The sequence below is a fragment of the Oleiphilus sp. HI0067 genome, from assembly GCF_001635735.1.
Map to the genome: position 1 here is coordinate 1 of NZ_LWFI01001409.1, position 16540 is coordinate 16540.

A 16540-nucleotide genomic window follows, 5' to 3' on the forward strand; every position below is an offset into this window, starting at 1 on the left:
ATTAACTAGTTTCTTCTATCGTTCGTACCTAGATTTTGAATTAAAGTCCTTTCTATTTAGAGTCTTTTTTCTTTTATGTACAGTAATTTACCCAGCTTGGGGAATCATTTTGAACAAAGGTTACTATGTAAGTTTTGGGTTCGAAAAAGTACCTCCGGTATACAGCGATTTTGACGAGACCGCTAAAGGTAGATGTGCATTTTTTACACGCTTAGTAACAGTGGCAGCGATAGTAGTCTTTACATACTTGTTTTTCTCTAAGCTATGAGACACTTTGGTTAGTCATCCAAGATGAGTTGAAAGAGCTTCTTATGTCCAGCATCTCGATCAGACCTGACTCAGTATCGGGTTAGAAAGGGCTACCCGCAAATAGCCCTGTGGAATGAGGGGATTTAGATCTCTATGTTCTGCGCAAGCTCTAATGCGTCATCAACTTCAACGCCTAAGTATCTGACTGTACTTTCAAGGCTCGTATGGCCAAGTAGTATTTGAACTGCGCGTAGATTTTTAGTTTGCTTGTATATTATTGACGCTTTAGTACGGCGCATACTATGAGTGCCGTATGCGCTTGGATCGAGATCTATGCTAGTCACCCAGCTTTTTACGATACGGCCATAATGACGAGTTGTAATATGTCCTCCTAATTTTGATCTGCTAGGAAATAGATACTCTAGGGAGCTTAGCGAACGACTTTCAATCCAGTTCGCTATTGTCTCTCGGGTCTTTCTTGTGATTTCAAAAACGACTGGATGTTGTGTCTTTTGTTGGATGACTTGCGCTCTAACCATCACTTCGGAATTACGGGCGATATCTCGAACCATGAGTTTAACCAAGTCGCATCCGCGTAGTTTGCTGTCTAAAGCCAAGTTAAATAACGCTAAGTCTCTTAGTTTTCCAGCCATCTCCAGCCGTGTTCTGATTGCCCATATGTGCTCTTGTTTCAATGGTAGTTTTTGGCCTACCAGTTTCCCTTTGTTCCAAGGTTCGCGTTTCGATTTTTTCTCAGAGAAATACATAACTTACCTCCAAAACTTCGTTCATTAATGTGCCTTATCGATCAAGCACGAGAAACATTATGGACAATACTAAAGTTTGGCATGCTGAAACCTTTTGGGTTACACTTGCGCCATGATTAAAAGCTTCCTCCACAAAGGGCTTCAGAAGTTTTATGACTCTGGAAGTACCTCCGGCATCCAGAAAAAACATGAGAAGAAGCTTCGTTTGATTCTGACTAACCTTGATCAGGCTGAATGTCCCGATGATATGGATTTGCCCGGTCTGCATATGCACCCGTTAAAAGGTGCGCGTAAGGGTGTGTGGTCAGTAAGAGTAAGTGGCAACTGGCGAGTGACTTATCGCTTTGATGGCCGTGATGTTGAGATCGTGAATTACGAGGATTACCACTAATGTCTATGTTTAATCCCGCTCACCCCGGTGAGGTATTAAAAGAACTCGTTATCGAATCTCTTGGATTAACGATAACAGACGTGGCAAGTCATCTAGATGTGAGCCGAAAAACTTTATCTAAGGTTCTAAATGCACGCGGATCTTTAACGCCAGAAATGGCAGTAAGGCTAGAGCTAGCTTTTGGAAAGCCTTCTGCAGACCATTGGCTGCGTCTACAAAACGCCTATGATCTGTGGCTGGCGAGACAGAACAAAGATGCACTTCATGTTTCACCGTTTGATATAGAGGCGGCGTGATTCTTTGCTTCAGTATCTAAAGCCACCGATATAGACTGGAAAGAATGAAAAGCGGACATTGGTTTTCCATTCGCAAATAGACAATTGCGGACATCAAGTTGGGAGAAATATCAGGCTTTATTTGGGCAGGTTTATTTAGCAAGCAGACATGAACGCCCGCATTTGAGGCTGGTTTGGAGCGCAGCGGAAAACCAGTCAGGCAACATGCGCTTGTTAGAATTAGTTCACTTTCCAATGGTATGTGGTGTAGTAGTAGAGCTCTTGCTTCCCATTGTATTCAAAATAGGCTGACTGCCACATATCCTTTTGAACCTCATTACCCCACATATCTTTCTCTATCGCGTATTTTACTCGATCTTGCAAATTGGCATATACATAAGAGGATATGCCAATGTTGCCATGCAATTTGTCTCCAACCTTTACGGACTTATTAACTGCATTGCCAACCCATACCAAATCTCTATTATTTGCACCAGCTATACCAACTTTTGCACAAACAATTTTTCCGTCATCAATGCCTATGCCAAAATCAACGGATGAGAACTTCTCCATTTTCTTCTTTACTTCGGAGTCTGAAGATGACAATAGCCATTTCATCTTCATGGCAGACTCAACAGCATTACTTAATGTGATTTTTGATGTGCCTTGAAAAAAGACCAGCATTCCATCGCCATTAAAGCTTCTTACCTCACCACCTAGGCTTTTAGCGACAGTCACGATTGTGTGGAAATAAGCTTTATGTATCTTTGCAACAGTAGTTCTGTTGTGATTATTTAGAACCGAAGTCGAGCCCCTCATATCAATATAAAGTGTTGTTGCTTCAAACCTAAGGCCTTTATTACCAAATGTCAGGCGAGTATCGTCAATGTCAGGCACATCAATAATATCCGTAACTTCAAAAGCGTTATCAATAATCTCTTTTACCTTTGAAACAATCCCTTCCTTCATTACTTCGCCCTAAATAGATAAATTAAAAGTGCTAACACAGGAGATATTACAGCCGCCAATGTCAGCCAAATAGCTTTTTGAAAAGCTCGATATTTTCTATCAGCTATAACTGAGTTGATAATTATTTGGTTAGATAAATCTTTCTGATATCCAGTAACCTCGAAATCCTTCAATTCCAATTTAGTCTTCAAAACGTTTAAGTAAGCCAATGGCGTATATTTAGCAATATCAGAAAAATACATCAGATTGTCTTTGTCGCTAACTCCACTTGGTTTTTTCTCCCAAGGCATGGAAAGCGAGGGGATAATCGAGAGAAAGCAAATTGATATGGACAACACGCAGAGTACTGCTACCACAATCAAATATATCAGGCATGCACCTTTTGGCTCGTAAGAGTTTATAAGCCTGCTTATTCCGAAAATGAGAGCACCATTGCAAGCAATGAGTGTTGCTGATTTTGCCTCGGCAAACTTCAACCAATCATTAATATTTGAGAATATATCTTGTAGTTTCTCGTCCATACTATATTTCTTCAGTGAATTCTAACGCCCGCATTTGAGGCTGGTTTGGAGCGCAGCGGAAGACCAGTCCGCCAACAGCGCTTGTTAAATGCCGAACTCAACTAGCCCACCAGATTTACGTAGAAAATCCTCGCCAACCAACATTGGATGATATTTCATGCCGCCAGTAAGGGTATCTGCATGGGTCGCGATTAAGCCGCCAATACCTTCTTCCTTCTTGTTCAAGATTGCATAGCTGGTAGGTAACGAAAAATCCATAATCTCCATAGTGGGCAATGTTAACCAAGCATGTATATTTAAAGATGAACCATTGACCCCTGATTGTAATACTGTTTTAAGATCCTGTTCGCTTTGATGGAACATTAAGCGCTCAACGGTTTCTACATACCCGATTGTAAAATAGCATGCTGTATCAAATAACTCTGCTATTACATCAGCCAACCGGTAGTGAATTGATAGGCATTGAGCCACAACTTCTTCAACACCAATTTCACCAACTGTATCTCTCAATACATAAGGAAACTTTTGCATTTTCTCATGGGTAAGCAGTACGCCCTCAGAAAATATGATTTCCGGACATATCAAATTAAACTCTTTTGTTCTCAATACTGCCTTTTCGAACTCTGATTTATACACGGTGCCTCCTTGGCATTTAACATTTGTATAGTGAGCCCCCCCTCATATGTATGACAGGTAGTCTCTTTCCTTTCCCATATACTACGATGTTTTTAAAAGAAAAAACTCGAATCTCGCTCATTTCTTTATCACACATATGAGGGGTCACGTATGTAGAAATAGTGAGGGGTCTCGTATGTAACCCACAGAATAACTCAAAACTTTGATTTCATTCGATTTTTCATGTTCCCTCGGGTGCTAAACGAGCACAATTCACTTCCTTGCGTGGTTTAAACAAGCACGCTCAATAGCGCTTTGATTACCTAAGACTTATGTGAGTAAAGAGCTTTCGATGATTTCTACTTTCCTATTGAAGCAGGCATAGGCAAGGGAACTGAACCAAGGTCGCCTAATGTCTATTTTCGGGCATTGAGAACACGCTTCACTGTCCGGTACAACAGTGGGGATGGAAGTTTATATATCCGTTTCATTTTCCAAGCATCAGCAAGCGGCGAAAGAAACTAGCGAGTAATAGCCTTCACGTACATCTTCCCGACCTCTGATTTAACCACTTGAACTTCCGTTCCTTTCCCAAGAACTTGAGACTGATCTGGGGTCAAGAATACTTGCCAATTAATACCACTGTACTCTTGCACTATAAAAGTACTTGGGGCCAAGTCTTCAGAAAGGAAGAACGTAACGCCACTAAAACTATTCGGCTGATCTTCAGGACTTTGCTGACGTTGCTGCAACTTTCTCAATGGTTTCCACAGAAATAAGGCCCAAACAAAGGAGAAGATCGCGACAGAGACAGAGGCGTTCAAAATCGAATGCTCAAACAGACCGATCGACATTAATACAGCCGTAGTAAAACATGCAACAGCCACGAAAATCAGGAAAATACTACTGAAACCCAGTACCAATATTTCTATGATGATCAGCGCAACGCCAACAAAAGATAATAATGTTGGCAAACTCGTAAATAGTTCAGGCATTGAAGTCTCTTACTTTTTCAAAGAATCCGCGATAGACAGAACTTGAGCAACGACAGAAGCCGCTTCTGTATTCCCATCGGGTAACAATACCACAGAAGATTCTTTGGCAATCGCCTCTTTTGCTGCGATTGCTTTTTGCGCCAATTCTAATTGAATAGCTGAGCTGCCTTCATTGGTGACGGCGATATTACCAATTTTTTGCAAAGCCGCAGCCTGCGCTTCGGCTACGCGAATAATCGCTTGCGCTTCACCTTCGGCAGTTAAGATCTGTTGTTGTTTTTCCGCTTCTGCAGCAAGAACCTGTGCTCTTTTCTCACCTTCAGCACGGTTGATTTCCGCTTGTCGATCACCTTCCGACTCTAGAATTTTAGCGCGGCGCTCACGTTCGGCACGCATTTGCGCTTCCATACTCGACATCACGCTTTGTGGAGGAACAATGTCTTTTATCTCGTAGCGTAAAACCTGAACACCCCACGGCTCAGCCGCTTGGTTAATAGAGTTGACGATATTGGCATTGAGTTGATCACGTTCCTCAAATGTTTTATCGAGCTCTATCTTACCGATCTCTGAACGCATCGTGGTTTGCGCAAGTTGGGTCACCGCAAAGGCATAATCTTCAACACCATAAGACGCCTTATAAGGATCGAGTACTCTAAAATACAGCACACCATCTACCGTCAGAGAGATATTGTCTTTGGTGATAGCGCCTTGGCTAGGAACGTCAACAGCCTGCTCTTTCAATGAGCGATCATGCGCTACACTATCTATAAATGGTACAATCATATTGATACCAGCTTCGATCGTTCGATTATACTTACCAAAGCGCTCGACGATGTAAGCTCTGTTCTGAGGTACAAATTTGATGCCTAATTTTAAGACAATAAGGATGGCGACTAGTACAGCCGCTTGGACAGAGAAAAGGTATTCAAGAACGATATTCATAGAGCGAGCAATCCTTTGTTGCGATGAGTGTAGCTAGTTTAAATATAACAATTAGGGCGCTCTGCTAAAAGGAGATTTAGGGCGCTTTTTAAAGGGAATATATTAATGGGGCTGCAGGTGATAGGCCTGCCATTGAATTTCTAATCGCTTAGCTCGAAGTACTTCTGCTTTTGTCTAAAAGCAGTAGGCAAGTTGGCACTCATTTCTTAACTTCTCATTACGCCTTTGCTTCGATATAGAACACTTCAGTCCAATCTCGTTATACTGACTGTTCAATTCGGCAAGGACTGTCATGCTCTATCTTTACCCCTCTAACAAAACTGCGAACTTGGCGACTGTGCTTGCTGAGATTATGCGGGCAGATCCGCTCGCGGACCCATTTGAGTCCGACATCATTCTTACCCAGAGTCATGGTATGGGCGTGTGGTTGAATCAGCAGATTTCTGCAAATCAGGGTGTCTCATGCATGATCGACAGCATGATGCCCGGCGCGTTTTTATGGAGTTTGATGGATAAGCTAGATATTACTGGTGAAGAGGATGGCACCGGTGCTGTAGAGCAAAACAGCGTTCAACACTTCGAGAAGAGTAATCTGCGTTGGGAGATTTTTCGGCAATTACCCGACTTAATTGAACGCGATGAATTCCAGCCTGTGCGCCAATACATTCAAGCGCTTGTTGCACGTGAAAGTAGGTCTGAATCCGAGCAAACAGAACTCAGTCCAGCAATATTGTTTCAGGTGAGTGAATTGCTCGCTGATAATTTTGATGCTTATCAAAACTATCGGCCTGATTGGATTGATGCTTGGGAGCAGGGTGGTTTTATCGATAATGATAAAAACTTTGGTAGTGGCATTAACAAAGAAAGCGATGAAGCGTGGCAACGCTCACTTTGGTTGAATTTATATCCAGGTATCCCCGTAGATCAGCGACATCATCGTTCCGCACAACTGCAGTCTTTAACTAGACATCTTGCACAAAGCAGTGTAGGTAAAGCAGCACTTCCCAAACGGTTATTTATCTTTGGTTTAGCGGCTATTCCTCCTCAATGGCTACCATTGTTTTTGGCGCTCGGGAAACACATCGATATCCATTTTTTATTTCAGAATCCGAGCAGAGCGTATTGGGCAGATATTGTGTCTGAAAAGAATGCGCTAAAAGAACAAATGAAGGTCGAACAGTCGGCTGTCATAGGTAACGAAGGTGGCGCGATTGGACAAGTCGAAGATCGGCACCCGCTTCTTGCTTCACTCGGCCAGCTAGGGAAGAACTATTTAGCGGAGTTATATCAATACGATGAAGAGAGCGGCTTAACTGAATTTGATGCCGATTTTTATACCGAGAATGATGCTCATTCGGCGCTATGTTTGCTAAAAAACGATTTATTGCATGGACAAATCAATGCTCACGAATTTGATTCAGATGATGAATCTATTCGGTTTGCGAGCTGTCATTCAAAGCTGCGTGAACTTGAAAGTCTGCGTGACTATCTATTAAGCGCTTTTGATAAAGACTCGAGCTTAAGTTCCAAAGACGTCATCGTAATGGCCCCTGACATTCAGTCATATGGGCCCTTAGTGCATGCCGTATTTGGCGAGCCGATAAAAAATAAAGCGGGCCAAACCCAACGTATTCAGTATGGCATATCTGATCATGCATTAAGTTTCGAGCAGCCACTTTTAGAGTCTTTGATTAAAGTGCTTAGTTTTGATCAATCACGACTTGGCGTTGATGAGTTCTTAGAGTTAATGAGCGTCGAAGCCGTGCGTTCGCGCTTTGAGATGGATGATGCTCAATTAGAATGCTTGCAGCATTTGGTAGGTTCCTTAAATGTGCGTTGGGGTTTGTCTGAAAAACATAGAGATCAAGTGTCTGGTGGTGAGCAAACAGGTAGCAATAATACTTGGTTGCAAGGTATTCAGCGTGCGCTCAAATCATATCTCCTAGGTGATATGCCCGCGTTGAAAGTAGAGCAAGACTTTGTCCCGATTTCGCTAAGAACACGTGAGTCGCAAGACTTAGTGGGCATGCTAGCAAGTATTATTGATTTGATTGAAGACTGTATGTCAGTGCTTTCTGGGAAACAGCCAACGATGATATGGATAAATCGAGTTCAAGCTATTTGGCAACAATGGTTTGATTTGAATATCGTAGACGAGTCAGTACAGCGCTTAATCGATCGCGCCTTAGATAGCTGCCGCGAGCAAGTCATGTTGACCCAATTTGATCAGACTATTCCGTTCTCGATTATTCGCGGAATCCTTCAAACTGAACTTGATAAAGAGAAAGTGAGTCAGCGTTTTCTGGCTGGGCGCATGAACTTCTGCAACTTGATGCCAATGCGTACTGTTCCGTTTCGTTTGGTGTGTTTGCTCGGTATGAATGAGGGTGAATATCCGCGGCATGATTTAAATCAAAGCTTCGACTTAATTGCGCAATATCCTAAACGTCGTGGAGATCGATCTCGCCGTTTTGATGATCGCTATATGTTTTTAGAGGCCATATTGGCTGCGCAAGATCGTTTGTATATTTCGTATCAGGGCAAGCATGCGAAAGATAATAGCGAACGCTTCCCATCGGTTTTGGTAAGTGAATTACAGGATGCACTTGTACGTACGTTTACAGATGGTTCAGAACAAAGTGAAGAGCAATTTTTAAACGCCTTGAGCCTTGAGCATCGGCTTCAACCTTTCCATCGTTCGTATTTTGAAAGTACTTCGGAGACACCCAGCTTCTCTAATCTTTGGCGATCGTTGTACCTTGAATCTGCTGACCAAATTGCTCCGATTATCTTGGATGAGGCGGCCGAACAAATTGATATGTTTAGCACGCCACAAACCAGTGATGTGAACGTTGATGCGTCACCAGAACCTAGTGCTTCGAGATTTATTGCGCAAATAAAAGACGCAGGCCACTGCACTTTACGCGATTGGGAACAAGCTTTTGCAAGCCCTTTACTGCATTACTATCGTACACAGTTAGGCCTTACAAAGACGTACGCTGAGGAGGTGGTGGAAGCAATCGAGCCCTTTGATTTGTTTGGCTTAGACGCTTATAAAGTGGCGCAAGAGCTAGCGCCATTTTGGCTACACGATCGAGCAGAGGATGAAGCACGTAAACAAAAAGAATTGGCCTTGCTTGGACGACTACCACAAGGCTTAGTTGCTGAGTTAAAACTCGACAGTCTCAAATCTAGTTATGGAAATTTTATCGAGCGCATTGCTAAGGCTTCATGCGACGCTGAGGCTAGCAAAGTTATTCCTTATTCATTTGAGTTAACGTTACCGGAAAACCTAACTGGCAGCTCAATGCAGGGAGATGTGTTCTTAGCCCCCGAGACTGCCATCGATGTGCGATTTGGAAAGTACTGTCATAAATGGATATTCGGTGCTTGGGCAAAACACGTGGCTTGGAATGCACATGTGCATTCAGGCAACGACGTTTCTAAGAATAAAGCTAGCGCTGAAAATAATCCGACCAGTCTTCCCCTAAAAACAACGAACATCTGGCGTAAGGGCCAAATTGTGTTCCCAGCCTTAACTGCGGAGCAAGCTGGCACCTACTTGAGCGAGCTTGTGCAATGCCTTGTGCAATTCTCAAATAGCCCATTGCCGTTTCTTCCTGAGCAGGCTTACAAGCTAGCGTTTGCGTATTTTGATAGTTCCGAAAAAGCTTATAACGAATGCGAGCTCGGTAATGAGTCTGCGTTGGTATGGAATCGTTTAGGTGAGTTGAGTGAGGACACAGAGCTAGGCAAATTTATTCCAGAGCCAGATGAGTATGTGTTGATGCAGCAAATTCTGCGTCATGCGCCGGTTAAAAAATCTCGTAGCAAAAAGAAAGATGATGATTCTGACATTGCGGCCAATGATGACGTTGAACGTATTACGGTAGAGGAGGATCGATAATGAATGAGACTCCAATGAACTCATTAGCGCCAGAAACACTAGATCTAAATACCTTTCCTTTAGAGGGACTTACCTTAATTGAAGCGAGTGCAGGCACGGGTAAAACCTATGCCTTGTCGAATTTGGTTCTGCGTTACATTCTCGAGAAAAACTATCAGATAGAGCAGATCTTGATAGTGACGTTTACCGATGCCGCGACACAAGAACTCCGTGTTCGGGTGCGGGCGAATATTGTTCAGTACATTAAGTATCTTGAGCGTTTAATTGAGTTTTATGATGAGCTGGAAGTCGATAGTGATGGCAGTAGTGAAGCAGTAAGTGAGAGCAGATCAGATATAGATGCTGCGCAATTAGAGTCGCTTATTCCTGACGCTTTAGCGCGCAATATTATTGGCCGCTTGGATAATCTAAACCAAAGCTTATTGGCTTTAAAAATCGCCGAACAGAGTATCGATCTTGCCGAGATTCATACGATTCACGGTTTCTGTCAAAAGGTCGGGCGCGACAATTCAGTGCTTTTGAATGTTCCTTCGAACCAAGAGCTTAAAGAAGACCTTAAGCCAATGCGTTTAGAGGTTTGTCAGGATGTTTGGCGTAGTGAAATTTTAAAACTGAAGCCAAGCGTGTTGCGCTATGTGCTAAACAATTGGGGTAACCCAGCTACATTACTGTCGGCACTTTCTGTGTTCAGCTCGCGTATTCCAGAACGTATCTATCCAGCAGTGAGTTTTGATGACGATGGACTATCTCCCATACGTCAATGGCAAGATGATTATGCGCAAATAGAACAGTGGGTTGAAGATTTAAAAACCTTAGTTCTGGTGCATATTGATGATGCGACGAAGTTAGTCGGGGAGTCTGACCTCACTCGTCTCAACAACAAATTAACTTGGCTAAATAAAATTAGATCTTGGGCGGAAGATAGTGCGAGTGGTCTGCCAGATAGCTCCCTTAAGTTTGATAAATTCTTCGAAAGTCATCTTCCTAGTGAAACGAAAAAGGGCAAGCAACCACCCGAGCATGCTTTTTTTGTATTTCTAGAAAAACACTTTGTAAACGAACCCGCAGACCCGAAACCAATATTTGTTCAGGCAGTGTTTAAGCAGATAAATGAGATATTTGAGGCGCGCAAACGTTCTGAACAAATACTCGATTTTGATGATCTTATTTTGCAGCTCAAGCAGGCGACAGATGATGAGCATCTAGCGAAGAAATTAACGCTTAGTTTGCGCAAGCAATATCAGGTAGCTTTGATTGATGAATTCCAAGATACCGACGCGAATCAGTACCCTATATTTTCTCGCTTATTCGGCACAGAGTGCACGAACAATGATTTAGATATTGCTCCATCACTTGTATTAATCGGCGACCCAAAACAAGCGATTTATGGTTTTCGTGGTGGTGATATGGCGACCTATCTGCGTGCGAAGCATGATGTAGAAAACGCTGAGCTCGGCAGTGTATTTACCATGGATAAGAACTGGCGTTCATCGACAGAAATGGTGTCCAGTTTAAATGCCTTGTTTGGTGCACATAGCAATCCATTTCTTGAAAAAGAGATTCCCTATATTCATGTCGATGCCGCAAAGGGCTCGTCAGAAACACCTTTTGGCAGTGCCTTACGATATTCTGAAGTTGAGGCATTTGATGAAGAGGGGAAGGCTTTATCAAAGGCTGATATATCGGATAGCTTAAGCTTGTTGTTGGCTTCGCAAGTATGCGAAGTACTCAATGATAAAACGCTAGGACTGAATAGCTCTGACTTAGCGATACTTGTGCGCACTAAAAATGAAGCGCGACAAGTGAAGCAGGTGCTAGCGCAGGTCGGTGTTAAGTCTTGCTTTGATGACGATGCTTCTGTGTTTGAAAGTGCGGAGGCTATGTCTTTGGCATTTTTGTTAGAGGCAGCGCAAAACCCAACAAAGAAGCGCGCGATACGTTCTGTACTGCAAGATCCATTTTGGCAGGTAACAGATGCCGAGCTGTCTCGCATCACAGAGGATGAGTTTGCTTTACAGACATGGGTAGACCGTTTTCAGAATCTACAACATCATTGGCAGCGTTTTGGTGTGCTTAGCATGGTGCGCTTAGCCATTGATGAGTTTTCAATTCTAAAGCATTGGCATAACGCGGCGACGTCACAGGACACTGTAACGCTAGATTGGGAGCGCAGCCTAACTAACATCAGTCAGTTAGCTGAACTTTTACAAGAAAAAGCACGCACATTGCGATCAGAAAGCGCCTTGTTACGTTGGTATTGGCAGTGCATTGGGCAGACTGCGCAGCCATCAGCCGAAAAACTCGCGACGCATCAGCTTCGTTTAGAAAGCGACGAGGCCTTGGTTCGTATCGTGACGATTCATAAGTCAAAGGGCTTGGAATACCCAATTGTGTTTTTACCGTTTCTGTTTACGACAAGAGATGCGCAACAGGCTTGGTTCTATGATGAGGCTGGACGCTTATGTTTAGCATTAGAGCCGAACGAGCAACAGCAAACAGCGGCTGATCGAGAGCGTTTAGCGGAAGAAATGCGTTTACTATATGTCGCTTTAACGCGCGCACAATATCATTGTTATATCGGCACCGCGGAGTTTAGTGGGAGTCGATCGCCCAAAATGTACTCCACTGCGCTTGGTTATTTGTTATCACAGGGCCAGTTATCCGATGATCTTGAAAAAGGATGGCTGCAAGACGCAATCTCTCGTTTTACGAAGCACACTGATTTTTCTACTTCATATCAATATCTCACGTTTGAAGAAGTACACGCGCTCAATCGCTCGAGTCGATTGTTGATTGATCAAAGTTCTCAATCGGCTTCTGAGCTCTCAGACGAGTTATTCGCTCCTCAATTAAAACAATCATGGAAGGTCCAAAGCTTTACCGGATTGCTTAATGAGCACAGAGCACTAAACCCGCATAGTGAGCATACTCATCGATCAATGGATGATCTCGGCGAAGCCCCGCCAGCTAACGCGATTGATATTATGAATTTCCCCAAGGGTAGTCAGGCAGGTACTTTCTTGCACCGCTTATTCGAGGATATTGAATTCGCAACGGGCGAGCTAAACACCAATGTCCCAGCCACTAATTTAGAAGAGCACATCTGTAATTTGTTGCAGCAGTATGCCTTAGTGCCAGAGCGGCATGAACAAGCATGGGCGGCTTATCTCGAGCAATGGGTTCAACAAGTGCTTGCGCTGCCGCTGATAGAAATCGGCAGCGCTTCTGGAGCATCAATTGCTTTAGCACAATTAGACGAAAACGATTATCGCGTTGAAGCCAAGTTTTATTTCTCGGTAGATGATTTCTCTTTGTCGAACTTTAATTCGCTACTTCGTCAGTACAATCCGAATGCAGACGCTTTGAGTTTTGAAGCATTCGAAGGGCATATTAAAGGGGCGATCGACTTATTGTTCCGAGCGCAAGACGCTTATTTTGTGCTGGATTATAAATCGAATCATCTTGGTTTTAGCGCAGACAACTATACGCACGACAAACTAGAAGCAGCGATCAATGAGCATCGTTATGATGTGCAATACCTGCTGTATAGCTTAGCCATTCATCGTCTGTTAAAAGCACGAATGGGAAATGCTTATAGCTATCAGGCACATTTTGGTGGTGTAGTGTATTTGTTTTTAAGAGGACTTGGTTTAGACGCAGATGGAGATAACCCAGCGGGCGTTTACTTTATAAAGCCAGAACAGAGTTTGATTGAAGGTTTAGATCAGCTTTTTACTGATGGAGGTGCTCAATGAGTCTTCCATCAAACATTTCTCAGCGTATACGTTTCTTAAAGCAGAGTTTACGTCGCGGCGAGTCGTTGGTGTCGTGGATTGATTTTTATGCGGCAGACGCAGCATTAAACGAAGTGCTGAGCGCAAGTGATTCTGCGCTGCCATCAACTGTGCTCGAAGTGGTTTTTGATTTAGCTTTAGTTTTGTCTTACGCATCAGGCCTTGGCAAACAGTGTGTCAGGCTCGATGAGCTAGATGAGCATTTATCGTTAACGGTGTTTCATCGTGATCAAAGTTTGATGACTTCGACGCAAGCCTTGCCCGAATCGATCTTAATTTCAGGCGAGGGCTCAAGTGTTTTCGTTAAAGTTCTCAACGATGAAGCGGAGCTCTATTTGCGTCGACTCTGGAATCTCTGTGATAAAACTGATCGATGGTTGTCGGATCAACTATCGTCAAACATATCCTCTGATGTGGATCCTAATGAATCTATTGATTTAGCTCGCGGTAAGGAGGCATTGAATGCCTTATTTCCTGACTTAGATTCTACTGACATTGATTATCAAGCTTGGGCGGTTGCGCAATCACTTCTTTCAAATCTTGTGCTGGTGAGTGGTGGGCCCGGTACGGGTAAAACGACAACGGCTGCAAAAATTATCTTAGCGCGTTTGTCTGCAGAGAAGTGCATAGAGAGGGCCATAGAGAAGGGCATAGAAAGTAGGCGTGCGTCATCGACGGTTTGCTTGGCACCTACTGGCAAGGCTGCACAACGCTTAGCATCGTCGCTAAGTTCTCAAGCTGAATCTTTATTGTCTAGCTTGCCGTTTGAAGAAGACTTGATTCAACACTTACGCTCTGCACTGCCAAAACGGGGTAAAACCGTTCATCGATATTTGATTGAAAACGATGTGTCGATGAGCGACTTTGATGACGATGACTACCTCAGTGATAACGAACGTTTGTTTGGCAAGCTCGAAACCTCAGCGATTCCAAATGTGCTCGTAATTGATGAATCTTCAATGATTGATTTAGCTTTAATGGAGCGTTTAAGCACGATTTTGCATCCGCAAACGTGCGTAGTGCTGTTGGGTGATCATTATCAGTTGCCTGCGGTGGAATCTGGCGATTTTTTTGCGCGTTGGGTAAAACGCTGTAAGCGTAATGCCATATCTGCTGAGCAGTTAGGGCAGCTAATTCACCTACTGCCGTTTGATATGAATGTTGAACCATCGGAGTCTGAACAGATCAATCCTCTCGTGACATTGCAAAAGAGCTATCGTTTTCACGGTGCTTTAGCGGATGTTGCGCGCCTTATTCGTGATGAGCCAGTAGAGGCTTTGCGTCATTTCCTGACAACGAACACTGACGAAGCTATTAGGTACCACTGGGTTGAGGGCAGAGCCCAGCAAGAACTCGGTGCGTTGATGGCTCATTATCAAGACTTTGTAGAGCTCGCTGAAACAAAAGCCTCATTGGCTGAACTGCAAAAATGCTTCGATCAGTTCCAAATTCTTTGTTCAACGAGACAGGGGCCTTTAGGGACGGATCAGCTCAACGAGGCCGTTCACACAAAAGCACAGAGTCGATTTTCATCAAGCCGCACTGGTGTGTATCACGGTATGCCGATTATGTTGGAGCGTAATTATCCAAAACTCGATTTGTACAATGGAGACGTGGGTTTTTATATCGAAAACGTAAATCAAAACCACGAAAGCCAGTTTGTTGCGATGTTTTACCGAGGTGGGGAAGGACGCGACATCACAGTATTGCCCTCGCAGATTGATAAGTACGATCTGGCATATGCGATGACAGTGCATAAAAGTCAGGGCTCAGAATATGATCACGTTGGTGTGTTGCTTGCGCCATATGCGCCAGAGTTACTGACCCGCGCCTTGTTATATACCGCTGTGACGCGTGCGAAGCAGAAATGCACGCTGTATCTTAATGATGAGTCATTGGATAGATTAATGAATTAAATATTGGGGTCGGAGTAAAAGTACTCTGACCTCGGAAATTATGGTCCCCGTCAGCCGATCAAGGCACAACGATCGGTTCTTCTTCGGTGATTGTAATGTCGTAACTGGGAGTGATGCCTCCCGTGCTTGTGTTCTTAGTGTACTGAATTCGCATGCCTACTTGCACAATTTCGCCATCTACCCCTGGGTTAGCTAGCCCGGTCACTGGGAACTTCGTGTAGGTTTCGTTTTTATAGCGGAACTGAAAGGTTTTGAGGATGACGCCCGGCACGTCACCAACGCTCGTCATATCAACAGTGATAAGATTGTTCGTATCACTTGTTACTAGAAATTCCGCCTCATTATACACATCGCCAAGTACTTGAGTGTTTCTTACATTTCTTAATTGGCCTTTCCATGTCACCCGCAGACGAGCAGTTTTGCTCGGATTTAAGACCGCGTCTGGAAATTGAATGGGGGTTATCTCTGTAATGGTAACCTCTGCTTTAGCCGTTGTGTTGAACATAGCAAGACAACATACCAATAAGAAAGTTGTTAAAGACTTAAGCTGCAACGTCGAACCTTTACTCAGAAAAACGATTAAAAAGGGCGGTAGTATTATTTTTGAACAGTGTCTCTTCTTCTTGATTTGCATTCAACAGTAATTATTCAGTCTGTCGAAAATTTATAAATCGGCGCTTTGTTGCAATCTGTTGCTGAACCTTGTGTAAAAAAGGTTCGTTTTTTACATCGCGGACGAGTATCGACACATTGTGCAAACACCTTGTAACACTTCGCTACAAAACGGCCTGTTTTTCGGCGTGCAAGTTCTGTGATCTAGCTAAGCTGAAATTAAGCGCAAACGAAATGCAAAACATTTTAAAAAACGCGCTGCTTACAACGTGACGAAATATCTAATCGTGATGTTGTAGAGGCCACAAGCCTCGCTTAAAGCTGCATATAAGCAGCTTGCAGTTAAGAGCAGGAAGCAAGCAGTACAAGCAGTAAGTGCGAAAGTAGTAAATATGAAAGGTCTTTCGAAAGAGAGACAAACAAGATGGCCCTAAGGTCACGATATAAAAATTTAATTCAGCAATTTCAAAACTAAATAAGTGTTCGGAGATACTATCCATGAAAAACGTATTCAAAAAAGCAGCAATCGCAACAACTCTAGTTTCAGGTCTTGGCGCAGGTATGGCTCACGCTGATACTTTCCAGGC

The 16540-nt window shown here is 43.4% G+C and carries 12 protein-coding genes; 5 read left to right on the forward strand and 7 right to left on the reverse strand.

The window, feature by feature from the left end:
• Window positions 1-392: 392 nt before the first annotated feature.
• On the reverse strand, window positions 393-1016 hold the full coding sequence (locus A3739_RS22355; RefSeq protein ID WP_068501250.1) for a tyrosine-type recombinase/integrase: 624 nt from the start codon (window positions 1014-1016) through the stop codon (window positions 393-395).
• Window positions 1017-1128: 112 nt separating this feature from the next.
• On the opposite strand from A3739_RS22355, the gene A3739_RS22360 reads away from it, so the two are divergent.
• Both A3739_RS22360 and A3739_RS22365 read left to right on the forward strand, forming a co-directional pair.
• Window positions 1129-1407 carry a type II toxin-antitoxin system RelE/ParE family toxin gene (locus A3739_RS22360; protein ID WP_068501247.1) on the forward strand — a complete coding sequence of 93 codons (279 nt, stop codon included), beginning with the start codon at window positions 1129-1131 and terminating at the stop codon, window positions 1405-1407.
• Window positions 1407-1703: a HigA family addiction module antitoxin gene (locus A3739_RS22365; protein WP_068502825.1), complete on the forward strand. Its 297-nt coding sequence runs from the start codon at window positions 1407-1409 to the stop codon at window positions 1701-1703. Before A3739_RS22360 ends, A3739_RS22365 begins: the two co-directional genes overlap by 1 nt.
• A gap of 219 nt (window positions 1704-1922) precedes the next feature.
• Here the strand turns inward: A3739_RS22365 and A3739_RS22370 are convergent, their stop codons facing one another.
• The 5 genes from A3739_RS22370 to A3739_RS22390 form a co-directional block, all read right to left on the reverse strand.
• On the reverse strand, window positions 1923-2651 hold the full coding sequence (locus tag A3739_RS22370; protein ID WP_068502828.1) for an adenylate/guanylate cyclase domain-containing protein: 729 nt from the start codon (window positions 2649-2651) through the stop codon (window positions 1923-1925).
• Window positions 2651-3172: a Pycsar system effector family protein gene (locus A3739_RS22375; RefSeq protein WP_068500344.1), complete on the reverse strand. Its 522-nt coding sequence runs from the start codon at window positions 3170-3172 to the stop codon at window positions 2651-2653. The genes A3739_RS22370 and A3739_RS22375 overlap by 1 nt, the downstream gene beginning before the upstream one ends.
• Before the next feature lie 84 nt (window positions 3173-3256).
• The gene (locus A3739_RS22380) at window positions 3257-3808 is read right to left on the reverse strand and encodes a hypothetical protein (RefSeq protein ID WP_068500346.1); all 552 of its coding nucleotides are present in this window, start codon (window positions 3806-3808) and stop codon (window positions 3257-3259) included.
• 500 nt (window positions 3809-4308) lie between these two features.
• Window positions 4309-4782: an NfeD family protein gene (locus A3739_RS22385; RefSeq protein WP_068502832.1), complete on the reverse strand. Its 474-nt coding sequence runs from the start codon at window positions 4780-4782 to the stop codon at window positions 4309-4311.
• Between the two features lie 9 nt (window positions 4783-4791).
• On the reverse strand, window positions 4792-5724 hold the full coding sequence (locus A3739_RS22390) for an SPFH domain-containing protein (RefSeq protein ID WP_068482064.1): 933 nt from the start codon (window positions 5722-5724) through the stop codon (window positions 4792-4794).
• A gap of 292 nt (window positions 5725-6016) precedes the next feature.
• Here A3739_RS22390 and recC point away from each other — a divergent pair, with 292 nt between their 5' ends.
• The 3 genes from recC to recD are packed head-to-tail and all read left to right on the forward strand — an operon-like array spanning window position 6017 to window position 15341.
• Window positions 6017-9631: an exodeoxyribonuclease V subunit gamma gene (recC, locus tag A3739_RS22395; protein WP_068502835.1), complete on the forward strand. Its 3615-nt coding sequence runs from the start codon at window positions 6017-6019 to the stop codon at window positions 9629-9631.
• Complete coding sequence (recB, locus tag A3739_RS22400; RefSeq protein ID WP_068502838.1) at window positions 9631-13386, forward strand: exodeoxyribonuclease V subunit beta; 3756 nt, start codon at window positions 9631-9633, stop codon at window positions 13384-13386. The genes recC and recB overlap by 1 nt, the downstream gene beginning before the upstream one ends.
• Window positions 13383-15341 (forward strand): exodeoxyribonuclease V subunit alpha, encoded by a 1959-nt coding sequence (gene recD / locus A3739_RS22405; protein WP_068502840.1) that lies wholly within the window; start codon window positions 13383-13385, stop codon window positions 15339-15341. The genes recB and recD overlap by 4 nt, the downstream gene beginning before the upstream one ends.
• Window positions 15342-15399: 58 nt before the next feature.
• Here recD and A3739_RS22410 read toward each other — a convergent pair whose 3' ends face one another.
• The gene (locus A3739_RS22410; RefSeq protein WP_068502845.1) at window positions 15400-15846 is read right to left on the reverse strand and encodes a hypothetical protein; all 447 of its coding nucleotides are present in this window, start codon (window positions 15844-15846) and stop codon (window positions 15400-15402) included.
• Window positions 15847-16540: the final 694 nt, after the last annotated feature.